The organism is Kitasatospora terrestris (assembly GCF_039542905.1).
Lineage (GTDB): Bacteria > Actinomycetota > Actinomycetes > Streptomycetales > Streptomycetaceae > Kitasatospora > Kitasatospora terrestris.
This window is the reverse complement of record NZ_BAABIS010000001.1, coordinates 5,568,971-5,590,793: the sequence shown is the minus strand read 5'-3', so window position 1 is coordinate 5,590,793 and position 21,823 is coordinate 5,568,971. Positions and strand designations below refer to the sequence as shown.

Sequence of the window (21,823 nt, the reverse complement as noted above, 5' to 3'; positions counted from 1 at the left end):
CCACAGCCCCGACCCAGGCCGGCCGAGACGGCCCGCCGCGACCCGACCCGAGCGCCGCCCAGCCGAGAGGGCCCGCCACGACCCGAGCCGAGCCAGGACGACCCGAGCCACGCCGCGACCTCGACCACAGCGCGGCCGCAGCCGCGCCCAGGTCACGGCCGGACCAGCGGCACCAGCACCTCGTCGACCAGCCGCTCGCAGAACTCCCTGTCGATCCGCCCGGTACACAGCTTCGCCCGGTAGAGCATCATGGCCGGCACGACGTCTGCGACCAGCGGATCGGCGGCGCCCGGCCGGACGTCCCCGCGCTCGGCGCCGCGGCGCAGGACGGCCAGCACCGCGGAGGTGCTCGGGCCGAGCACCCGACCCTGCAAGAACTCCCGGAAGTTCTTGGCCTGTTCGTGGTCGAGCTCGGCCATCAGGACCCGCATCGCGTTGCCGACCCGGGAGTTCATCACGCTCGCGTACACCTGCATGACCTGCAGGAGCTCGCCGCGCACCGACCCCAGGTCGGGGATGGCGGTAGGGGGTGGGAGGGTGGCGTCGAGGGCGTCCATCACCAGGTCCGCCTTGGACGCCCAACGCCGGTAGAGCGCGGCCTTCCCGGTCTGCGCCGCACCGGCCACGCCCTCCATCGTCATCCGCGCGAACCCACCGGAGGTGAGCAGCTCCAGGGCCGCGTCGAAGATCGCGGCCTCCAGCGCTTTGCCGCGCTTGCGCGACACGACGGGCACGGCGGGCACGGCCGACCCGGCCGGCGCACCCGACGCGGCAGCCCCAGCAGGCACGGCAGGCGCCGCAGGCACAGCAGCCGAGGCATGCCCGCCCCGCTGCCGACCGACGCCGTCCGCCGGGCCGATCGCCGCCTGCCGCCGGACCATCTGATCCATCGTCACCCATCCTAAAGAACGCTTGCGTTCACAATGGCCCCCGGATATCGTCCCATAGTGAACGCATCCGTTCGCTAACGCAATGTGCAGTCGTCACGCACATTGAGCACAACGACCCAGAGCAACGGCCGAGCACCAACCGAACAGCAGTAGCCAGCAGGGGGCACGACAGTGGCTATCTCCGACATGCTCAGCAAGTCCGCTCCACCCAGGGCCAGTCGCGGCCAGCACAAGGGCATCGCCCTGACCGTGATCGCGGCGACCCAGCTCATGGTGGTCCTCGACGCGACCATCGTGAACATCGCGCTCCCGCACATCCAGGACGCGCTCAAGTTCTCCACCACGAACCTCTCTTGGGTGATCAACGCCTACACGCTGACCTTCGGCGGCCTGCTGCTGCTCGGCGGGCGCGCGGGCGACATCCTCGGCCGACGCCGGGTGTTCATCGCCGGCGTGCTGCTGTTCGGCCTGGCCTCGCTGCTGGGCGGCTTCGCGGAGAACGGCACCATGCTGCTGGCCTCGCGCGCCCTGCAGGGCATCGGCGGTGCGATCTGTTCGCCCACCGCCTTCGCGCTGATCGCCACCAACTTCGAGGAAGGGCCGGAACGCAACCGGGCGTTCGGCGTGTTCTCGGCGGTGGCGGGCTCGGGTGCGGCGATCGGCCTGCTGGCCGGCGGCGTGCTGACCGAGTACCTGGACTGGCGTTGGGTGTTCTTCGTCAACGTCCCGATCGCGATCCTGATCGCCGTCGCGGCGCCGATGTACATCAACGAGTCGGAACGCCGGGAGGGCACCTTCGACCTGCCCGGGGCGCTCACTTCGACGCTCGGCCTGGTCAGCCTGGTGTACGGCTTCATCCACGCCGCCTCGGACGGCTGGAGCGACACCGTGACGCTGGTGGCCTTCGCCGCGGGCGCGCTGCTGCTGGCCGGCTTCGTGGTCATCGAGCAGCGCACCGCACAGCCGATCACCCCGCTCCACCTGTTCCGGGACCGGAACCGGACCGGCGGCCTGATCATGATGCTCTGCCTGGCCGCCGCGATGTTCGGCATCTTCTTCTACGTCACGCTGTTCGTGCAGCGGGTGCTGGGCTACAGCCCGCTGAAGGCCGGTGTCGCCTTCCTCCCGATCAGCGTCGCGATCATCATCGCCGCGCAGCTCGCCTCGGTCTTCCAGGCTCGGCTCGGCCCGAAGCCGTTCATGGCCGGCGGCGCGGTGCTGGTGACGGCGGGCCTCGCCTGGCTGACCCAGACCAGCGCCGACAGCAGCTACGTCGCCGGTGTCCTCGGCCCGACGGTGACCTTCGGCTTCGGCATGGGTCTGATCTTCGTGCCGGTGATGCTGATCGCGGTCGCCGGCGTGGCCGACAACGAGACCGGTGCGGCCTCCGGCCTGCTCAACTCGGTGCAGCAGATCGGCGGCTCGCTGGGCCTGTCGATCCTGACCACGGTGTTCGCCAATGCCGCAGTCTCCGAGGGCAAGTCCCAGGCCGCGGACTTCATGCAGAACGCACCGGCGGAGGCGAAGGCCCACTTCCAGCAGACCGGCCAGTTCCCGCCGGGCAGCACGTGGGCCAACGAGGTGCTGGCGTACGGCATCTCGCAGGCGTTCATCGTGGGCGTGGTCTTCGCGGCGGTCGCCCTGCTGGTGTCGATCTTCGTCATCAAGGCGAAGGCCGGCGACCTCCCGACCGGCAGCGGCGCGGGCGTCGCGCTCTGACGGTTCCGCAGCGCGGATGCGGGCGTGCCCCCCGGCACGCCCGCATCCGCGTCGGCCCGACCCCGGTCCCGCGACCCGGCCCCGGCCCCGCGGCTCAGTCGTCGAGGTTTCGGTAGGCCGAGTCGGAGAAGCCGATCCGGGCGCAGGCGGCGGAGCCGTTGCGGACCGGGTGCTCGCGCAGGATGTCCCGGGCGCGGGCTTCGGCGAGGCTGCTGCCGTACCAGGGGTTGGAATCGGCCTCCAGGTCCTGCTCGATCAGCTGCAGCGCGCAGTCCCGGTAGTCGCCGGGCAGCCGGTCCAACGCGGGGACGGCGTCGGCGGACAGGTCGCGCAGGTAGCCGATGTCGATCCGGTGGGACTGCTCGAAGCGGGCCACGTTCTGCTCGGCGACCAGCGCGTCGGGCCGGATCAGGCCGAAGACCGCAAGCGCCACCGCTCCGCTGAGCACCACCGCCCGGGGCAGCCAGCTGCGGCCGGCGAGCACACCGCCGACCAGGACCAGCAGGAAGACCGTGCCGAGCCAGATCTCCGTCGCGGCGACGGTGATCCGCTGCTCGCTGAGGCCGAAGGCGTCCAGGTAGAGCTTCATCCGGAGCAGGGCGGTGGCGACCACCACCAGGCTGAGCCCGCAGAGAAGGCCGAGCAGGATCTTGACCAGCCGGCGGTCGCCGGGGGTCGTGCGCGGCGCCCAGTAGGTGGCGAGCGCGATCACCCCGAGGGTGAGCACGGCCACCCAGAGCAGTTGCCAGAAGCCCTGCCGCGCGTACTCGGCGGGGGTCATCCCGGTGCGGCGCATGATCTCGCCGTAGCCGCCGACCAGTACCACCAGCTGGACCAGGACGAAGGCGCCGAACAGCAGGTTCATCACCACCAGCGGGATCGCCCACTCCAACCGTCCGCGTTCGCGGCCGGGTGCGGTCGCCAGCCGGTCCCAGCGGCGCGGGGCGGCGGCGGTGTGCGCCGCGCCGAGCGCCAGCAGGACGCCGATGACGAAGAAGACCGCGCGCAGCGGCAGGTCGCCGACGTCGAACGACGGGACCAGGCTCTCCAGGACGTCGGCCATGGTCGAGTCGGCGGCGGCGAAGAGCGAGCCGAAGACCACCAGCAGGACGATCGACGCCCCGACCGCCTTGACGATCGGCAGCACCTTGGCACGGGCCGGGTGACGGACCGTCCGGCCGGCCTTCAGCGCCCAGGCCACGCCGGGGACGATGTGCGCCGCCAGGCCGATCTGGCCGAGCAGGACACCTGGCCAGCGGCGGCCGCCGTGCAGGGTCAGCGAGGCGAGGGCGAGCGCGGCCACCACGGCGAGGAAGCTCTGCAGGCCGTCGTCGCTGACCGCCGGGATCGCCGTCAGGACGAGGGCCGAGACCGCGAAGGCCAGCGTCCACGGCCGGGCCCGCCGCCCGGTGGACAACGCGACGAGCACCGCGCCGACGGTCGCGGCGAGGGCGCACAGCAGCAGGTTGACGCCGAGTCCGTCGCCGAACAGCTGCGCGGCGAGCATGCCCGAGGCGAGCGCCGCGACCAGGACCCGGGGCGCGGGCGGCGCGGCCTCCCGGGCCCGGGTGAGCTTGGACCAGGCCGCCTCGACCGACACGTACGGGCGGTACATGTACGGATTGGGCGCCGGCCCGGGGCCCCGCCCCGGCACCTGCCCGGGCACAGCACCGGCCGGCGGCGGAACGGCTCCCCCACCCGGCACCGACCCCGGCACGGATCCCGACCCCGCGCCCGACCCTGCCCCCGCGCCCGGACCCGCCACCGACCCCGCCACCGCCGCGGCCGACGACCCCGGCGCACCCTGCGCATCCGACTCCGGCGCCGGACCGGCCTGCGGCGACGGCCCTTCAGGTACGGACGGACTCGTCATGAAACCCCCTCAGAACGTGGATCCCGTGACTCTAGAAGGATCACGCCATTTCTGAACAGGTTCAAAATGCCACCGGGGCGGCTTGGTCACAGACCTGTGACACAAGCCGCCCCGGCGTTGGTGGGACGAAGCGGACCTACCGGGTCAGTACGACCCGTACAGCGAGTAGACCAACGTGTCCTTCACCGCCGGACCGAAGACGGCCGGCCAGGTCCCGAACGGCACCCCGGTGTTGCTGTAGGCGCCCGAGGCGGCCGGGCCGGTGCTGAAGTTCATGTTGTTCACCGCGCTGCTGGTGCCGTTGGAGTTGTACACCAGCCAGTAGGTGGTGTTGGCGGCCAGCGTGTAGTCGACCGGCACGGTGTTCCAGGCGTTGCCGGTCAGCGTACCGCTCCCGGTCGAGACCAGCAGGTTGCCGGGCGAGCCGGAGACGTCGCTGTAGACCGCCAGCTGGAACTGGTTGTTGGGCGCGGCGCTGACCGAGCCGACGTGCACGGTGAGCGAGGTCAGCGGTACCGCGCTCGCCCCGGTGGTGATCTTCGATCCGTTGAGGTGGTTGGAGTCGGTGTCGTCGATCAGGGTGCCGATGGCCGTGTTGCCGATGGTCTTCGGCGGCGCGCCACCGGTGGTGAAGGAGACCGCGTAGGGCGCGGCCAGCGTGTTGCCCGCACCGTCCTTCACGCCCTGCGCCGTGGCGGTGTACCCGGTGGTCAGGGCGAGCGCGGCGCTCGGGGTGAAGACCGCGGTGCTGGTCGCCGCGTCGTAGGAGACGGCGCCCGCGACCGGCGTGCCGCCGCTGGTGGTCTTCAGGGTGACCGTGCTGCCGGAGACCGTCGCCGGGTCGAGCGGCTCGCTGAAGGAGAACCGGACGGTGGAGCCGATCGCCACGCCGGTCGCGCCGGCGGCCGGCGAGGTGCCGGTCACGGTGGGCGCGGTGGTGTCCTGCCCGTAGGTGGCGGTGTAGGAGCCGACCGCGCCGTCGAAGAAGGCGTACGCGGTGCCGTGGATGGTCTCGATCCGGTAGGTGACCGGCTGGCCGCCCTTGCTCAGGCCGGCGAGCGTGCCGGAGGCGGAGTTGACCGGGACCATCGCCCGCAGCCCGTTGGTGCCGCCGGTGATGTCGAAGGTCAGCGCGTTGCCGGCCCAGGCGAGCTTGGAGAAGGCGGAGCCGTTGCGCCCGTCCAGCCAGTTGAGCATCTGCCGGCCGGAGACCACCGGTACGCCCTTGGCCTTGGCCGCGGAGATGATCGCGTCCGAGGCGGAGGAGGCCGCGTAGTCGGTGTGGATGTTGGCGTTCAGCGCCGCGTAGTAGCCCTTCGCGCCGTAGGCGGCGTCCAGCAGGGTGTTGATCGTCGACGGGTAGGACTGGCCGGACTCGTCGGTCAGCTGGGTGGTCGCCTGGTACTCGTCGATGACGGTGCCGTCGGCGTCCGCGAACTTCATGATCTGGCCGGTGCCGTTGAAGTAGCCCGGACGGTCCTGCACGAAGTTGGACGGGTAGTAGTAGTAGTCGGCGTCCAGCCGGATCCCGTTGGCCAGCTTGGTCTTCGCCTGGGTCGCCCAGTCGTCCCACTCCACGCAGTGCGTGCGGCTGCTGGACGGCGCCGGCAGCGAACCGTACTTGGCCTTCCAGGCGGCCAGCTGGGTGGCGTAGACGTTCTGCAGGTCGGCCGCGGTGCCCCAGGGCTTGCAGCCGGTGGTGACGTGCACGCCGACCTCGAAGCCCTGGTCGGAGTACGCCTTCGCCTGGGTGTCGGTCATCGGGTCGTCGGTGTAGATGTACGAGGAGCCGCGCACGCACTCCCAGTTGGCCACGTTGCAGCCGGCCGGGGACTGCGCGATGTAGCCGTCCCAGCGGCCCGCGGTGCCGCCGATGCCGTGGTCGTCACCGGTCATGATGACCACCGCCTTGACGTCCCGGGGGAAGTACCAGAAGCGCGGCAGCGGCTTCTTGCCGGAGTCCATCAGGGTGATCAGGTTGGAGAGCAGCCGCTGCTGCTCGTCGGCGATCGGGATCAGCGCCTTGTCCAGGTTGTTCCAGTTCGGCTGGCCGTTGATGCCGAAGAACATCTCGGCCGCCTCGTAGCCGTCCGTGGAGTCGCGCTGCTGCCCGGCCCAGGCGATGTTGCCCTGCCGGGTCTGCACCACGGACCTGGCCAGGTCGAAGGTGAACGCGGCGGCCCGGCCGCTGCCCGCGGTGCGCAGGGTGACCGCCGGGTTGGCGGTGGCGGTGGACGCGTCCGCGTACAGCGAGGCGACCGCGGTGGCGCCGTTGAGGGTGTACCGGTCGGCGGTGCCGTGGAAGCCCATGGTGTCGGCGGTGAGGCCCGCACCCGGCGCGGCCGAGGTGTCGATCTTCAGGTACGCGTCGGCGAGCGTGCCGGTGGTGGCGGTCAGGCCGAGCAGCGGTGCGAGCTGCTTGTCCGGCCGCATCGCGATCAGCCGGCCGCCCCCGGTGGTCCAGTCGCCGAACATGGTGACCTGGGCCGGGGTCAGCGGCATCTCGCCGAGCAGCACCACGTCGTAGGAGGCCAGGGTCGAGGCGCTGACCTGGGAGAGGTCGCTGACCTTGTAGTAGTTCAGGCCCTCGGCCTTGAGGATCTCGGTGTAGTACCGGGTGTAGGGGTTGGCCGGGTCGGCCACCAGCAGGATCGGGCCCTCGCTGCCGGGGCCGCTGCCGGGCGGGGTGGAGCCGCCGGAGTCCGGGGTGTAGGTGGCGTAGATCGAGTAGTTGAGCGAGCCGGTGGAGACCGCGCCGAAGCTGCTCGGCCAGGTGCCGAAGGCGGTGCCGCTGGTGGAGTAGCCGCTGGTGCCGCCGGTGGCGTACTGCAGGTTGTTGACCGCGGAGCCGGTGCCGTTGGAGTTGTAGGCCAGCCAATACGGGGTGTTGGGCGTCAGGGTGGCGGTGAGGGCGACGGTGTTCCAGGCGTTGGCGGTCAGCGTGGCGCTGCCGCTGGCCGCCACCAGGGTGCCCGGCTTCCCGGCGCTGTCGCCGTAGATCGCCACCTGGTACTGGTTGTTGGGGGCCGCGCCGACCGCGCCCACGTGGACGCTGACGCTGGAGACGGTGCCTCCGTTCGCGCCGGTGACGTAGCGCGAGGCGTTCATGTAGTTGGAGTCGCCCGAGTCGGTGGCCGCGCCCACCGCGTTGTTGCCGAGTACCGCGGTCGCGGCGTGGGCGGGTGCCGCCACCAGCCCTGCCGCTGCCAGCAGGCCCACCAGCACGCCTGCGAGCCGTCTTCTTACACGCACGCCAACCCCCCAAGGTCGGATAACCAGTCCACCGGCAGAACTGCCGCTACCGGTCTACCGGCTGGCGCCCCGGACCGTCCCCCGAATCACCACATCCGTGACCCTCCCTTGACAGATGTGACCAGGCCTTGACTCAGCCCTTGACCGAGCCCGCCAACAGGCCGCGGACGAAGTAGCGCTGGAGGGCGAAGAAGACGGCGAGCGGGATGATCAGCGAGAGGAAGGCGCCGGCGGTGAGGAGCTCCCAGCGCTGGCCGGTGGAGCCGGCCATCTGGGCGAGCCGGGCGGTCATCGGGGCCACTTCGGGGGTGCCGCCGGCGAAGGTGAGGGCCACCAGCAGGTCGTTCCAGACCCAGAGGAACTGGAAGATGGCGAAGGAGGCGAGCGCGGGCGCGCACAGCGGCAGCACGATCGAACGGAAGATCTTGAAGTGCGAGGCGCCGTCGACGATGGCCGCCTCCATCAGGTCGCGCGGCAGCTGCGCGATGAAGTTGTGCAGCAGGAAGATCGCCAACGGCAGCGCGAACGCGGTGTGCGCCAGCCAGACCGGCGCGTACGTGCCGCGCAGGTCGAGCGCGGGCAGGATGGTGACCGAGCCGAGGTGGGCGCCGCCGGAGAACAGCTGGAGCAGCGGGATCAGCGCCATCTGCAGCGGCACCACCTGCAGCGCGAAGATCACGAAGAAGACCGCGTCGCTGCCCCTGAACCGCACCCAGGCGAGCGCGTACGCCGCCATCGCGGCGAGCACCAGCGGGAAGACGGTGGCCGGTACGGCGATCGCCACCGAGTTGACCAGGAAGGGCATCAGTCCGGCGCTGTTGCCGAAGCCGCCCTCGAAGAGCACCGCGTGGTAGTTCTCGAAGCCCAGGTTCGGGTGGACGAACACCTCCCACCAGCCGCTGCTCGCGACGTCCGCCTTGGGCCGCAGCGAGGTGACCAGCAGGCCGACGGTGGGGATGGTCCACAGCACGGTGACCGCGATCACCAGGACCGAGGCGAGCGGGCTGCTGAAGGCCTTCCGGACGGCGCCGGGCTGCGCGGTCGTGCGGGTCGTCGGCTGCTTCATCGGACCGTACGCTCCTTGCGCAGCTGGATGATGTTGTACGCCACCAGCGGCAGCACCGCCAGGAAGAGGATCACCGCGAGGGCGCTGCCACGGCCGGTGTTGTACTGCTCGAAGGACTGCGAGTACATCTCGTTGGCCAGCACCTGGGTGCCGAAGTTGCCGCCGGTCATGGTGCGGATGATGTCGAAGGCCTTGAGCGTGGTGATCATGACGGTGGTGAGCACCACCACGATCGTGGTGCGGATCATCGGCACGGTGACCGAGCGGAACAGCCGGATCCCGGTCGCGCCGTCGAGCCGGGCGGCCTCGGTGATCTCGTCCGGGATGGCCTTGATGGCCGCCGAGAGGACCACCATCGCGAAGCCGGTCTGCACCCAGACCATGACCACCATCAGCAGGAAGGTGTTGAGCGGCTGGGAGAGGATCCAGTTCGGCGGGTGCTCCCAGCCGAGGGCGATGACGACCCGGCTGAGCAGGCCGACCTGCGGCTGCGAGGGGTCACGGGCCTCGTAGACGAACTTCCAGATGATCGAGGCGCCGACCAGCGAGACCGCCATCGGCATGAAGATCAGCGACTTGTAGACCGCCTGGCCGCGCATCCGGTCGACCAGCAGGGCGAGCAGCAGGCCGAGGCCGGTGGCGGCGAGCGGGGCGATCAGCAGCCACAGCAGGGTGGTGAGCAGCACCTCCTGGATGTGGGAGGTGGTGAGGGCCCAGCCGAAGTTGGCGCCGCCGAGGAAGCGGGTGGAGTCGTCGTTGTAGAAGCTGAGGTAGACGGTGCGGACCAGCGGCACCACCAGGCCGATGCCGAGCAGCAGGACGGCCGGCCCGAGCATCACGGTGATCGCCAGCGGGCGGGTGAAGCGCCCGCCGGCCCGCCCCGCCGCGAAGAAGATCACCAGCAGGATGCCGACGAAGCCCGCGACGGCGCCGGCGCTGTTGCCGAACTTGATCGTTGCGTCCGTCCACGCCGAGTTGGCGAGCACGAGATCGGTGGGCATGCGAAGGGTCCTTCCTCAGGGCATGGGAGGGGCAGCGCGGGTGGGTGGACCCGCGCTGCCCGATGCCGGCCGCTCACGGCCGGGCCGCGGTTACTGCGGCCAGGCCGCGTCGATGTCGGCCGCCACCTTCGGGATGGCCTGTCCCTCGGCGAACCAGGCGGTCAGCGCCTTCCACTCGGCACCGGAGCCGACCGCGGCCGGCATCAGGTCGGAGCCGTCGAAGCGGAAGGTGGCCGCCGGGTCGGTGAGCGCCTCGGCCGAGAGCTTGTCGATCGGGTCGGTGTACAGGCTCTTGTCCACGCCCTGGTTGGCGGACACCCAGCCCTGGGAGGTCTTGACCCGGCTGCTCGCCCACTCGGAGCTGGAGAGGTAGTTCTGCACGGCCTGCACCTCGGGCCGGTCGGAGAAGGCCGCGAGGAACTCGCCGCCGCCCTCGACCGGGTTGGAGACCTGCGGGTTCACCGCCGGCAGGTGGAAGGCGAAGATGTCGCCGTCCGGGCCGATGTTCGTGCCCTTGGGCCACTGGGCGCGGTAGAACGAGGCCTGCTGGAGCATCGCGCACTTGCCGCTGAGGATCGGCGTGCCGGCGTCCTGGAAGGTGGTGGTGGCGATCGACTTCACGTCGCCGAAGCCGCCGTTCACCCAGGCCGGGTTCTGCATCCAGTCGGCCACCGTCTTCATCGCGGTGGTGATCTTCTCGTCGCTGAACTTGACCTTGTGGCTGACCCACTGGTCGTAGACGTCGCCGCCGTAGCTGCCGAGGACGACCTCCTCCAGCCAGTCGGTGGCCGGCCAGCCGGTCGCGGTGCCGGAGCCGATGCCGCCGCACCACGGCTTGGCGGAGCCCGCCTTGGCGATCTTGTCGCTGAGCGCCATCAGGTCGGCCCAGGTCTTGGGCACCTCGTAGCCGGCCGCCTTGAAGGCCTTCGGCGAGTACCAGACCAGCGACTTCATGTTGGCGCTCATCGGCGCCGCGTAGAAGGTGCCGTTGACCGAGCCGTAGGTCCGCCACACCGGCGACCACTTGTTCTCGTTCTCCGCGGTCTGCTGCGGGGGCTTGACGACCTTGCCGGTCTTCACCATCTGGGCGAGCAGGCCGGGCTGCGGGATGATCGCGAAGTCCGGGGCGTTGCCGCCGCCCACCCGGACCGGCAGCTGCGACTCGAAGTCGTTGGAGCCCTCGTAGGCGATCTTGATGCCCGTACAGGAACTGAACTCGGCCCAGGACTTCTCCAGCGAGTCCGACTCCGGGCTCAGGATGGAGGCGTACATGGTCACCTTGGTGCCGGAGTGGCCCGCGTACGCCTGGTACTTGGCGCAGTCACCCGTCAGCGCGGCCGCCGAGGACCCGCCTCCGCCCGATCCTGAACTGTTGGAACACGCGGCCGTCAACGCCAGTGCGAGTACGGCCGGAACCGCCAGCAGTCGGCGTCGTCCGGGGGTCACGGGGGTGGTCAATGCGGGTCCTCCTTGCCAGGGCACCTATATGCCAGCAGTAAGACGAACAACACACTGCGCTGTACCGGTGAGCATGGATCCGTCAGCCGCGAAGGCTGGCTTGAAGACGTTAACTCACCGGTTACCCCACGCCAAGGCATGCGTTAGACCTTCATCACGCGGCGCCCCAGTTGTGACCCGCCCGTGCTGTCGACACCGGTCACAGCCGTACCGGCAGCTCCTTCAGGCTGTTCACCACGGCCGACGGGTTGGCCCGCAGCTCCTCGTCCGGCACCGCGAGCGCCAGGTCGGGGAAGCGCTCGAACAGCGCGGGCAGCGCGACCGAGGCCTCCAGCCGGGCCAGCGGGGAGCCGGGGCAGACGTGCGGGCCGTGCCCGAAGGACAGGTGCCGCTGCGCGTCCCGGGTGATGTCGAAGACCTCGGCGGTGATGCCGTGCTGCACCGGGTCGCGGCCGATCGCGTTGTAGGAGATCAGCACCGCGTCGCCCTTGGGGATCACCACCCCGCCGGCCTTGATCTCCTCGGTGGCGAAGCGGAACAGGAAGTTGCTGGTCGGCGGCGTCCAGCGGAGCGACTCCTCGACCACCGCCGACCACTCCACCGCGCCCGAGCGGGCGAGCGCCAGCTGGTCGGGGTGGGTGAGCAGGGCCCGGACCGCGTTGGTGATCAGGTTGACGGTGGTCTCGTGGCCGGCCGCGATGATCACCCGCAGGGTGGCGGCGGCCTCGGTGTCGGTCAGCGCGCCGCCCTCGACGTCGGCGGTCAGCAGGGCGCTGGTCAGGTCGTCGCCGGGGGTGGCCCGGCGGGTGGCGACCAGGTCGGCGACGAAGGCGTTCAGCGCCGCGATGGTGGCCTGCACGTCGTGCCGGACGCTGGAGAAGAAGCGCTCGTAGAGCTCCCGGATGTAGGCGTGGTCGTGCTCCGGGACGCCGAGCAGCCAGCCGATCACCGACATCGGCAGCGGGAAGGCGAACGCGCTCTTCAGGTCGACCACCGGGCCGGCCGCGGCGACCGCGTCCAGCAGCCCGGCGGTGACCTCCTCGATCTTCGGGCGCATCAGCTCGACCCGGCGCGGGGTGAACGCCTGGGCCACGATCGCCCGCAGCCGCCGGTGCTCGGGGCCGTCGGTGGTGACCATCGACGGGCCGGGCACGGCCAGGCCGATCAGCGGCCAGTCCTTGGGGACCTCGCCGCGCTGGAAGGCCGCCCAGTGCTGGGCGCTCTTCACCAACCGGGCGTCGGTGAGCAGCTCGCGGGCCTCCGCGTGCCGGGTGACCGCCCAGCCGCGCACGCCCATCAGTTCCACCGGCACCACCGCGCCGGCGGCGCGCAGGGCGGCGCCCTCGGCGGCGTTGTCCCGCGCCAGCGGGTCCATCACGAACGGGACGGTCATCTCGGACTCTCCAGGTCTGTTCGGTCTGCTCAGTCGGCCACGTAGCCGGGGGTGAAGGCCACCGGCAGCGCCACCAGCGCCCGCACCCACGCCGAGGGCCGCCAGACCAACGCGCTGCCGGTGACCGCGAGGCGCAGGTCCGGCAGCCGGTCGAGCAGCACCTCGATCGCGGTGGTGGCGATCACCTCGGCGGCCTCGCGGGCCGGGTAGGGGCAGCCGTGCTCCCCGTAGGAGAAGCTCAGGTAGGCGCGGTTGCCCTCGGCCGGGCGCCCGTCCGGGCGGACGGTCGGGTCGGCGTTGGCCCCGGCGATGCCCAGCAGCACCATGTCGCCGGCGGCGATCTGCTGCCCGCCGAGCCGGGTGTCCCGGGTGGCCCAGCGGCCGGCGAAGATCTGGGTCGGGGTGTCCTCCCAGAGCGCCTCGCCGAGCGCCTGCCCGATCGAGCGGCGGCCGCCGGTCAGCGAGGCGGCGAACCGCTCGTCGGTGAGCATCAGCCGCAGCGCGTTGGCGATCCAGTACGCGCAGGGCTGGTGGCCGGCGATCAGCAGCACCCGCAGGTCCCGCATGACCTCCTCGTCGGTCAGCCCGGCGGAGTGCTCCAGCAGTCGGGAGGTGACGTCCGGGCCGGGGTCCTCGCGCTTGCGGTGGACCAGGCCGAGCATCACGTCCAGCAGCTGCTGGGCGCCGGCCTGGGCGTCCGCGCCGCCGTCCAGCATCGCGACCAGGCCCTTGATCAGGACCGGCGCCTCGTCCTCGTCCAGGCCGAACAGCCGGCACAGCACCAGCAGCGGCAGCCGGTGCGCGTACTCGGCGACCAGCTCCGCCTCGCCGCGGCCGGCGAACTCGTCGATCAGCCGGTCGGCGATCTCCTCGCTGAACTTCTTCAGCTCGTACGGGTCCACCCCGGCCAGCGCGTCGGTGACCGCGGCGGAGCGGCGCTGGTGGTCGGCGCCCTCCGCGTACAGGATCGACGGGACCGGCGCCATCATCGGCTTCAGCGGCCAGTCGGCGGGGATCTCGGGCCACTGGTTCCACCGGGTGGAGTCCCGGCCGAAGACCTTGGGCTGGCTGGTCACCAGCTGCAGCTCGCGGTAGCCGATCACCAGCCAGGCCGGGACGCCTCCGGCCAGCTCCACCGGGGCGACCGGGCCGTGCTCCTCGCGCAGCTCCCGGTAGACGCCGCCCGGGTCGGTCTGGAAGCGCGGGCCGTACAGCGGTGCGGCGCCGGCGTGCGCCGGGCAGCCCGGCGGCGGGGTGGTCGCGGGCTCGGTCACTCGGTCACCTCGGTCAACTCGGTCGGGGAATCGGCGGCGGCCAGGGCCAGGAACTGGATGTGCCGGACGAGTTCGATCAGCACCTGCTTGCTCGACCCGCGGTCCCGGGCGTCGCAGTCCACCAGCGGCACGTGCGCGGGCAGGTCGAGTGCGACCCGCACCTCCGCCAGGTCGTGCGACGGGCCGCCGAAGTTGTTGCGGGCCACCACGAACGGCAGGCCGTGCTGCTCCAGCCGGTCGATCGCGTACCAGGAGTCCTCCAGGCGGCGGGTGTCCACCAGCACCACCGCGCCCAGCGCTCCGCTGAACAGCCGGTCCCACAGGAACCAGAACCGCTCCTGGCCGGGCGCGCCGAACAGGTACAGCACCGAGCGCTCGTCCAGGGTGATCCGGCCGAAGTCGAAGGCGACCGTGGTCGAGCGCTTCTCCCGCACTCCGGTGAGGTCGTCCACGCCCTCGCCGGCCCGGGTCATCGTCTCCTCGGTGTTCAGCGGGCGGATCTCGCTCACCGAACCGACCAGGGTGGTCTTGCCCACGCCGAAGCCGCCGACCACGACGATCTTCAGGCCGTTGTCGGCGGTACGGCGCAGCGGGGCCCGGCCGCCGGGCAGCACGGCGGTGTCAGAGCCGTTGGAGTCCATGCAGTACCTGCTTCAGCGTGTCGAGATCGGGCAGCCGGGCCTTGGTGGGCGCGAACCGGGGATGACGGGCGGTGATCCGGCCGGCCTCCAGCAGGTCGCCCAGCAGGATCTTCACCACGCTGACCGGCAGGGCGAGTTCGGCCGCCACCTCGACCACGGCGGTCGGGGTGGCGCACAGCCGGAGGATCCGCACGTGCTCGGACTGCATGCCGGCCACCGGCTCCTGCTCGGTGACGATCAGCGTGACCAGGTCGAAGGCGTGCTCCGGCGGGCGGCTGCGCCCCCGGGTCACGGTGTACAGCCGGTCCGGGTCCTCGTCCCACCCCGGAAGCGGCCCCCCGGCGCGGGTCATGCTCCCGCCTCGCTTCGCTCGGCGGCCGCTGCCCGCGGGCGGCTCAGCACATGCGTTCGCTCGCTCCGCTCGCTCACCCCACGGCCTCCGTCTCCCGCGGCGGCGCGCTCAGGTACGCGCCGATCTGCTCGATCAGGCCCATCATGTTGTGGCCCACCACGCCCACGTCCGCGTCGTCGTCGGTGACCACCGCGAGGTGCGCGCCCTCGCCGGCCGCCACGATGCACAGGATGCCGCCGTGGAACTCGGTCATCGACTGCCGGACCCCGCCGGTGCCGTCGCCGAACTCGATCGACGCGCCGTGCGCCAGGCTCTGCATGCCGGAGGCGATGGCGGACAGCTGGTCGGCCTGGTCGGCGCCGAGGCCGGAGGTGTGGCAGAGCTTCAGCCCGTCCGCCGACAGCACCAGGGCGTGCCGGGCGCCGGGGGTGCCGGTCAGCAGGTTCTCCAGGAGCCAGTCGAGATCGCGGTCCGTGCTGGTGCTCATTCGGAATCGTCCTTCGGGGAAGCGTCTGTGGTGGTCGGCCCCTGCTGCAGGGCCTTGCGGAACGCGCCGAACCGGGCCGCCGAGGCCGCCGAGGGCAGCGTGTGGACCGGCTGCGCGGCGGGCGCGGGCGGAGCGGTGGTGGTGAGCGTGGACCCGCGGCGACGCTGCGGCAGGCCGTTCTCGGTGGTCGGGGCGGTCGAGTGGGCCGGTACCGGCGGGGCGGCCCCGGGGCGGCGCGGCTCCAGGGCGGGCCGGACGACCGGCACGGGCTCGGCCGCGGCGGCCTGGGCGGCCAGCGCCCGGGCCAGTGCCGGGGTGGGGTGGGTGACCAGCTGCTCGGGGATCAGCACCACCACGCCGGTACCGCCGCGGGCGGACGGGCGGAAGGAGATCGACAGGCCGTGCTTGCGGGCCAGCGAGCCGACCACCGCGAGGCCCAGCCGGGTGCCGGCGGAGAGGGCGGTGAGGTCCAGCGGACTGCCGGAGACGGCCTGCTCGGCGCGGCGCAGCCAGCTCTCGCTCAGGCCCAGGCCGCCGTCCTCGACGGTGATCACCAGGCCGGAGTGCACCTCTTCGACGTAGACGTGCACCTCGGCCGGCGGGGCGGAGAAGTTGGCGGCGTTGTCCAGCAGTTCGGCCAGCGCGTGCATCACGCCCTCGGCGGCGAAGCCGGCCACCGCGGCGGTGGAGGCGTTGTGCAGCCGGACGCGCTGGTACGCGCCGATCCGGCCGAGCGCGCCGCGCAGGATCGACTCCACGCCGATCGGCTTGGTCCAGCGGCGGCCCGAACGGGCGCCGGTGAGCACCGCGATCGAGTCGGCCATCCGACCGACCTGCGCGGTGGAGTGGTCCAGGCCGAGCAGGTCGCCGAGCATCTCCTCGCCGTGCCGGTGCTGCATGTCGCGCAGCTCGGCGTGCATCGCGGTGGCCAGCGCCTGCACCCGGCCGGCCGCGGTGGCGCACACCGCGAGGGCCGCGGCCCGCTGGCGCTCGCCGCGGCCGACCTCCTCGGCGACGGCGCGCAGCAGCGGGGCGTGCGGGTGGCGGCGGTAGGGGGCGAGCGCGGTGTCCACCGAGGAGCCGGACCGCAGCCGCTCCACCAGGGCCGGGACGATCTCGCCCTCCAGCCGTTCCAGTTCGACCCGACGCTCGGCCGCCTCCCGCGACTCGACGCGCAACTCGGCGACCTCGGCCAGGAGTTCGTCGGTCTCGGCGCGGGCCTCCTGCAGCTCGGCCCGGTCCCGTTCGGCCTCGGCCTGGGCGGAGGCCAGCGCGGCGCGCAGGGCCGCGGCCGCGTTGTGGGTGGCGCCCAGGTCGGCGTGGAGCGCGGCGGCCCGGGCCCGGAGCGCGGTCAGCTCGTGCTGCACCGCTCCGAGTTCGGCATCCGAACGGCGGGCCCGGTCCGCGGTCCGGGCGGCGGCGACCACCAGCATGCACCACAGCAGCGCGGCGACCACGGCGGTGGCGGCGACCGGCGGGCGGTGCGGGGCGTCGGTCGCGCCGATCGCGATGGCCGCGCCTCCGATCCCGAGCAGGATCCCCGCGGCCGACCAGAGTGCGGTGGCGCGGTCGGGACGCGTGCGATCTCTCATCACTCTGATCCTCGAAGCAGGGCGTCGGCGGCAGGGCGGTCGACTGCGCGCGAACGCCCGGCGTGCACGACGAGCACACTCCGGGCAATTGATCTGTTCACGCGGTCAGCAGATCATATCCATTCACCTCTTGGACTCAACCGGCGAGTTGACGGTCCGTCTCGCTCAGTGACGCTGCGCATCCCTACTTCTCCACGCCGGGTCCACCGGGCCTTCACGCGGCGGCCGCGGCCAGCGCCGACTCCACCTCCCGCTCGACGTCCGCCAGGTCGAGGCCGTGGTCGCGGATCACCCGCACCGCCAGGCCGTTCCCCTCCCGCAGCAGGCCGAGCAGCAGGTGGCCCACCTCGATCCGCCGGTCGCCCCGGCCGGTCGCCGCCCGGAGTGAGAGCACCATCACCTGCTTCGCCCGCGCGCCGAACCGCGGCCCGCCCCGTTTCGGGCGGCGCCCCCCACCGGTCGGCCCGTCCAGCGCCCCCGGCCCGAACCCCGCCTCCACCGCCTCCCGGACGGCCGCCAGGTCCACTCCGATCGCGGCCAGCGCGGCCCCGTCCACCTCGCCGGGCGGCCCGCCCAGCAGCCGGACCACCGCACGCCGCCCGCTCTCCGCGTCCAGCCCGGCCCGCACCAGCACCGCCGCCGCCGGATCCCCCGGCTGCGCCAGCACCCCGAGCAGCAGGTGCTCGGTGCCGATGTACTCGTGCCGCAGGCTCCGCGCCTCCGCCTCCGCGCCCGTGACCACCCGGCGGGCGCCGTCCGCGAACCGCTCGAACATCTCAGTCGCCTCCCTTCCCGAAGATCCGCGCGTACTTCTTGTGCACCGCCTGGCGGCTCACCCCCAGGCACACCGCGATCTCGTGCCACGACCAGCCCTGGCCGCGCGCGTTGCCGACCTGCAACTCCTCCAGCCGGTCCGCCAGATCGCGCAGCGCCCGGACGGCCCGCAACCCCACCGAGGGGTCGCCGCTGCCCGCGTCCGCGGCGAGCTGCTTCGTCTCGCTCATGGTGTCAACCTAGGTTGACACTTGCGGGATGTCAACCCAGGTTGACACCGGGAACACCGACGGCCCGCCGCCCCACCGGGACGACGGGCCGTCCGTGCCGTGCGCCGACTAGATGATTGATGCCAAGGGCTCGCTGGCACGCATGACATGAAGCGAGGGAGTCCAAAGGTCGGTTGTGACGCCTGACCTGGACTCCCTCGCGACCGCACTCTACGTGAAGACCGACGACCTGCTGAAGGAATCGCCGTACCTGGCGCCGTGGCGCCCCGCTGTCGGCATCGCACCCCGGCTCACGGACGCGGAACTGGTCACCCTCGCGGTGATGCAGGCACTCCTCGGCTTCACCTCCGAACGCCGCTGGATCCGCCACGCCTCGTCCCATCTGCGGCACCTGTTCCCCTACCTGCCCGGGCAGTCCGGCTACAACCGGCGGCTGCGCAAGGCCGCCGACCTGATCGCCCAGGTCAACCGCCTCCTCGCGACGGACACCTCCCTGTGGACCGACACCGTGTGGGTCGTCGACTCCACACCGGTGGAGTGCGGGCGCTCCCGCGAGACCGCAAAGCGCTCGGACCTGGCCGGATGGGCCGAGTACGGCTACTGCGCCAGCCACTCCCGGTACTTCTGGGGCCTGCGCCTGCACCTGGTGTGCACCCTGCAGGGCCTGCCCGTCGCCTTCACGCTCACCGGAGCGAAGGCCGACGAGCGGCAGACCCTGCTCGGCATGCTCCACACCGAACCCGGCCTCGTCGCCGCCCGCCCGGGCCAGACCCTCATCGCCGACCGGCACTACTACGGCCGCGCCTTCGAACACGAACTGGCTGAGTGGGGCGTCCACCTGCTGCGGCCGGCCCGCAGGGGCGAACCCCCGCGAGCCGGATCCGCCCTGTTCAAACCGCTCCGACAGGTCATCGAGTCCGTCAACCAGACCTTCAAGGCCCAACTCGACCTCGAACGCCACCAAGGCCGCACCCCGGGCGGTGTCATGGCCCGCGTCCTACAACGCATCCTCGCCCTGACCTGCGCGATCTGGCACAACGACCGCACCGGCCAGCCCGTCATGCGCTCGCTGACCGCCTATGACCACTAACCCTTCGCATCATTCATCTAGCCGACGTGCTCGGCCAGCGCCTCCAGCGTCCGCCGCCAGGAGTCCGCCGCCGCCTCCGGGTCGTACGCCTCCGGACGCTCGTCGTTGAAGAAACCGTGGCCCACGCCCTCGTACGTCACCTGCTCGTGCGCCGCACCCGCCGCCCGCAGGTTCCCGCCCACCCGGTGCCACTCGTCCAACGGCATCACGAAGTCGTCCGCGCCGAAGAACCCCAGCAGGAACCCGGTGTTGGCGGCGATCTCCGCCGCCCGCGCGGCCGGTGCCACCGGCTCCGCCAGCGGAATGCCGCCGTCCAGCAGCCACCCGCCGTAGAAACTCACCACCAGGTCGAAACGCAGCTCGGTGGCGCCCAGCACCGCGATGTGCCCGCCCAGGCTGAACCCCAGCAGCGCCGTACCGCCGCCGCCCGCGTACCCGGCCGCCACCCGCCGGGCCGCCGCCAGGTCCGCCAGCACCTCCTCCCGGCGCAGCCCCGTCATCAGCCGGCGCCCCTCGGCCCGCCCCTCGTCGTCGTACCCGAACCCCGCCCGGCGGGTGTCCCGCCAGTAGAAGTCCGGCGCCAGCACCGCGAAACCCTCGGCCGCCAGCCTGCCGCAGACGTCCTTCAGATGGTCCGTGACCCCGAAGAACTCCCCGGCCGCCACCACCGCCCCGCGCACCTCGCGCCCCTGCGGCAGCACCAGGTACCCCTCGGCGCCGTCACCCAGCGCCACCCAGCGCTCCGACACGTTCCCCGTCATCGACATCCCCCGACCCGATCGGACAGCAACCCGCCGAGCCTACGCCCGGGTCGACGGTGGCACGGCGGGAACCGACGATGGAGGGACGGGGGCGTCCGAGCGGCAGACAGCGGGAGGCACCGTGGCGCACACCTCAGCCACCGATGTTCTCGTCACCGGCGCGGGCCCGGTCGGCCTCAGCGCCGCGGCCGAACTGCGTCGGCGCGGCATCCGCTGCCGCCTGATCGACCGCCTCCCCGCCCGCCTCCCGTACGCCAAGGCGGTCGGGATCCAGCCCCGCACCATGGAGGTCTGGGACCGGATGGGCCTGGCCACCGCCGCCCTGGAAGCCGCCGTCCCGCTGCGCGGCCAGCTGCTCTACCTCAACGGCCGGGAGCAGGCCCGGATCGACCTCGCCCTGCCGCCCGAGGTCCCGTACGGCTTCTGCGCCATCCCCCAGTACGAGACCGAACGGCTCCTGGAGGAGCACCTCGCCGGCCTCGGCACGCACATCGAACGCAACACCGAGTTGCAGTCCTTCACCCAGGACCCGGACGGCGTCACCGCCCGCCTCACCACCCCCGGCGGCGGCACCGAGGAGCTCCGCGTCCGCTACCTGATCGGCTGCGACGGCGCCCACAGCACCGTCCGCAAGCAGCTCGGCCTCTCCTTCGAGGGCGGCGCCTTCCCCGACGAGTACATGCTCGCCGACGTCGAGACCGACTGGGACGTCCCGTCCGGCTACGCCGTCCGCTCCAGCCACCGCACCGAGGACGGCGCCACCGACGACCTGCTGGTCTGCGTGCCCCTCCCAGGCCGCGGTCGCTACCGGATGTCCATGCTCGTCCCGCCCGAGCTCTCCGCCCCCACCGACGGCGCCGCCGTCGCCCACGGCCTCGAAACCACCCGCCGCCCCGATCTGCACCACATCCAGGCCGTGGTCGACCGCCTCGCCCCCACCCCCGCCACCGTCTCCGACCTGCGCTGGTCCTCCGTCTTCCGGATCAGCCACCGCATCGTCGACCGCTACGCCGACCGCCGCGTCTTCATCGCCGGCGACGCCGCCCACATCCACCCGCCCACCGGCGGCCAAGGCATGAACACCGGCATCCAGGACGCCTGCAACATCGCCTGGAAGCTCGCCCTCGTCCTGCGCGGCGACGCCGGACCGGCCCTGCTCGCCGGCTACGACACCGAACGCCGCCCCATCGGCGAGGAGGTCGTCGGCCGCACCGTCCGCCACGCCGCCCACGGCATCCAGGCCGACCCCGACGACCCGCGGACCCAGATGCTGCGCGAGGCCCAGCTCCTCGTCACCTACCGCGACAGCCCCCTCCCCGGCCTCCAGCCCGGCGACCGCGCCCCCGACTGCCCCGGCCTCACCACCCCCGTCGCCACCTACCCCCTGCGCCTGCTCGACCTCCTCCGCCCCCACCCCGGACACGTCCTCGTCCGCTGGACCGACACCCCCGCCGGCCCGCCCCCCGCCGTCGGCCTCCCCGCCGTGACCGTCACCTCCCGCCCCGCCGCCCCCGGCACGTACCACGACTCCACCGGCGCCTTCGCCCGCCTCTACCGGCCCGAAGGCCCGACCGGCTTCCTCGTCCGCCCCGACACCCACCTCGCCGCCCGCTTCCCCCTCCCCGACACCGACGCCGCGCTGACCGCCTACTTCCGGTCGCTCTCCGGTGCCGCCTGACCGGGTTCCCCTCCCGGCCGCTCCGGTTCTCCGCACGCCTCGCCGATCTCGCGCGGGTCGCTCGCCGTGAGCCGTGAGCCGTTCCACGATCCATCCGGCCTGGTCGGCCACGTCCTCCCCCACGAACGGGACGACCACCTCGAAGCGGAGCGGAGCCCCACCGCCGTGCCGGGGTGAGGGCTCCGGGACGAGGAGGGACAGCCGGTGCAGGTCTCCGGTCACGGCCCGGTCCTCCCGGACGCGCGAAGGGGACCGGCCACCGGCCGGTCCCCTTCACTGGTTCGACTGCGGT

General features: G+C 72.3%; 18 protein-coding genes. 3 read left to right on the top strand and 15 right to left on the bottom strand.

What is annotated here, in order from left to right; translation table 11 throughout:
• Positions 1-152: 152 nt before the first annotated feature.
• Positions 153-734, bottom strand: a complete 582-nt coding sequence (locus tag ABEB06_RS25730) for a TetR/AcrR family transcriptional regulator (protein ID WP_345699253.1) — start codon at positions 732-734, stop codon at positions 153-155.
• Between the two features lie 327 nt (positions 735-1,061).
• Between ABEB06_RS25730 and ABEB06_RS25725 the strand changes: the two genes are divergently transcribed.
• On the top strand, positions 1,062-2,609 hold the full coding sequence (locus ABEB06_RS25725) for an MFS transporter (RefSeq protein ID WP_425559699.1): 1,548 nt from the start codon (positions 1,062-1,064) through the stop codon (positions 2,607-2,609).
• Between the two features lie 94 nt (positions 2,610-2,703).
• Here the strand turns inward: ABEB06_RS25725 and ABEB06_RS25720 are convergent, their stop codons facing one another.
• From ABEB06_RS25720 to ABEB06_RS25660, 13 genes are all read right to left on the bottom strand, one after another.
• Positions 2,704-4,224, bottom strand: coding sequence for a DUF4153 domain-containing protein (locus ABEB06_RS25720; protein ID WP_345699252.1), 1,521 nt, complete (start codon positions 4,222-4,224; stop codon positions 2,704-2,706).
• Between the two features lie 402 nt (positions 4,225-4,626).
• Complete coding sequence (locus ABEB06_RS25715) at positions 4,627-7,734, bottom strand: Ig-like domain-containing protein (protein ID WP_345699251.1); 3,108 nt, start codon at positions 7,732-7,734, stop codon at positions 4,627-4,629.
• Between the two features lie 133 nt (positions 7,735-7,867).
• Positions 7,868-8,800 (bottom strand): carbohydrate ABC transporter permease, encoded by a 933-nt coding sequence (locus tag ABEB06_RS25710; protein WP_345699250.1) that lies wholly within the window; start codon positions 8,798-8,800, stop codon positions 7,868-7,870.
• Positions 8,797-9,801, bottom strand: coding sequence for a carbohydrate ABC transporter permease (locus ABEB06_RS25705; protein WP_345699249.1), 1,005 nt, complete (start codon positions 9,799-9,801; stop codon positions 8,797-8,799). Before ABEB06_RS25705 ends, ABEB06_RS25710 begins: the two co-directional genes overlap by 4 nt.
• Before the next feature lie 90 nt (positions 9,802-9,891).
• Entirely contained in the window at positions 9,892-11,259 is a 1,368-nt protein-coding gene (locus ABEB06_RS25700) for an ABC transporter substrate-binding protein (protein WP_345699248.1), read from the bottom strand.
• Positions 11,260-11,458: 199 nt separating this feature from the next.
• Positions 11,459-12,652, bottom strand: a complete 1,194-nt coding sequence (locus ABEB06_RS25695) for a cytochrome P450 family protein (protein ID WP_345699247.1) — start codon at positions 12,650-12,652, stop codon at positions 11,459-11,461.
• A 29-nt stretch (positions 12,653-12,681) separates the two neighbouring features.
• Positions 12,682-13,926: a cytochrome P450 gene (locus tag ABEB06_RS25690; RefSeq protein ID WP_345699246.1), complete on the bottom strand. Its 1,245-nt coding sequence runs from the start codon at positions 13,924-13,926 to the stop codon at positions 12,682-12,684.
• Positions 13,923-14,567, bottom strand: coding sequence for a GTP-binding protein (locus ABEB06_RS25685; RefSeq protein WP_345699245.1), 645 nt, complete (start codon positions 14,565-14,567; stop codon positions 13,923-13,925). The genes ABEB06_RS25690 and ABEB06_RS25685 overlap by 4 nt, the downstream gene beginning before the upstream one ends.
• On the bottom strand, positions 14,548-14,919 hold the full coding sequence (locus ABEB06_RS25680) for a DUF742 domain-containing protein (RefSeq protein WP_345699244.1): 372 nt from the start codon (positions 14,917-14,919) through the stop codon (positions 14,548-14,550). Before ABEB06_RS25680 ends, ABEB06_RS25685 begins: the two co-directional genes overlap by 20 nt.
• A gap of 73 nt (positions 14,920-14,992) precedes the next feature.
• On the bottom strand, positions 14,993-15,406 hold the full coding sequence (locus tag ABEB06_RS25675) for a roadblock/LC7 domain-containing protein (protein WP_345699243.1): 414 nt from the start codon (positions 15,404-15,406) through the stop codon (positions 14,993-14,995).
• Positions 15,403-16,998: a sensor histidine kinase gene (locus tag ABEB06_RS25670; RefSeq protein WP_425559698.1), complete on the bottom strand. Its 1,596-nt coding sequence runs from the start codon at positions 16,996-16,998 to the stop codon at positions 15,403-15,405. The genes ABEB06_RS25675 and ABEB06_RS25670 overlap by 4 nt, the downstream gene beginning before the upstream one ends.
• Before the next feature lie 214 nt (positions 16,999-17,212).
• A complete protein-coding gene (locus ABEB06_RS25665) occupies positions 17,213-17,773 on the bottom strand; it encodes a Clp protease N-terminal domain-containing protein (protein ID WP_345699242.1) in 561 nt (186 codons plus the stop codon).
• 1 nt (position 17,774) lies between these two features.
• Positions 17,775-18,002, bottom strand: coding sequence for an RNA polymerase subunit sigma-70 (locus ABEB06_RS25660; protein WP_345699241.1), 228 nt, complete (start codon positions 18,000-18,002; stop codon positions 17,775-17,777).
• 175 nt (positions 18,003-18,177) lie between these two features.
• Between ABEB06_RS25660 and ABEB06_RS25655 the strand changes: the two genes are divergently transcribed.
• Positions 18,178-19,092 (top strand): IS982 family transposase, encoded by a 915-nt coding sequence (locus tag ABEB06_RS25655; RefSeq protein ID WP_345699240.1) that lies wholly within the window; start codon positions 18,178-18,180, stop codon positions 19,090-19,092.
• Positions 19,093-19,109: 17 nt separating this feature from the next.
• Here ABEB06_RS25655 and ABEB06_RS25650 read toward each other — a convergent pair whose 3' ends face one another.
• Positions 19,110-19,853, bottom strand: a complete 744-nt coding sequence (locus ABEB06_RS25650) for a dienelactone hydrolase family protein (RefSeq protein ID WP_345699239.1) — start codon at positions 19,851-19,853, stop codon at positions 19,110-19,112.
• A gap of 121 nt (positions 19,854-19,974) precedes the next feature.
• Here ABEB06_RS25650 and ABEB06_RS25645 point away from each other — a divergent pair, with 121 nt between their 5' ends.
• Positions 19,975-21,531, top strand: a complete 1,557-nt coding sequence (locus tag ABEB06_RS25645) for an FAD-dependent monooxygenase (protein WP_345699238.1) — start codon at positions 19,975-19,977, stop codon at positions 21,529-21,531.
• Positions 21,532-21,823 lie beyond the last annotated feature (292 nt).

What these genes read in the sequence shown, in the direction of transcription:
- ABEB06_RS25695 (WP_345699247.1), bottom strand. Translation starts at nt 12,652, where the DNA reads ATGACCGTCCCGTTCGTGATGGACCCGCTGGCGCGGGACAACGCCGCC.
- ABEB06_RS25710 (WP_345699250.1), bottom strand. Translation starts at nt 8,800, where the DNA reads ATGAAGCAGCCGACGACCCGCACGACCGCGCAGCCCGGCGCCGTCCGG.
- ABEB06_RS25705 (WP_345699249.1), bottom strand. Translation starts at nt 9,801, where the DNA reads ATGCCCACCGATCTCGTGCTCGCCAACTCGGCGTGGACGGACGCAACG.
- ABEB06_RS25665 (WP_345699242.1), bottom strand. Translation starts at nt 17,773, where the DNA reads ATGTTCGAGCGGTTCGCGGACGGCGCCCGCCGGGTGGTCACGGGCGCG.
- ABEB06_RS25660 (WP_345699241.1), bottom strand. Translation starts at nt 18,002, where the DNA reads ATGAGCGAGACGAAGCAGCTCGCCGCGGACGCGGGCAGCGGCGACCCC.
- ABEB06_RS25675 (WP_345699243.1), bottom strand. Translation starts at nt 15,406, where the DNA reads ATGAGCACCAGCACGGACCGCGATCTCGACTGGCTCCTGGAGAACCTG.
- ABEB06_RS25720 (WP_345699252.1), bottom strand. Translation starts at nt 4,224, where the DNA reads ATGTACCGCCCGTACGTGTCGGTCGAGGCGGCCTGGTCCAAGCTCACC.
- ABEB06_RS25650 (WP_345699239.1), bottom strand. Translation starts at nt 19,853, where the DNA reads ATGACGGGGAACGTGTCGGAGCGCTGGGTGGCGCTGGGTGACGGCGCC.
- ABEB06_RS25680 (WP_345699244.1), bottom strand. Translation starts at nt 14,919, where the DNA reads ATGACCCGCGCCGGGGGGCCGCTTCCGGGGTGGGACGAGGACCCGGAC.
- ABEB06_RS25670 (WP_425559698.1), bottom strand. Translation starts at nt 16,998, where the DNA reads ATGAGAGATCGCACGCGTCCCGACCGCGCCACCGCACTCTGGTCGGCC.
- ABEB06_RS25685 (WP_345699245.1), bottom strand. Translation starts at nt 14,567, where the DNA reads ATGGACTCCAACGGCTCTGACACCGCCGTGCTGCCCGGCGGCCGGGCC.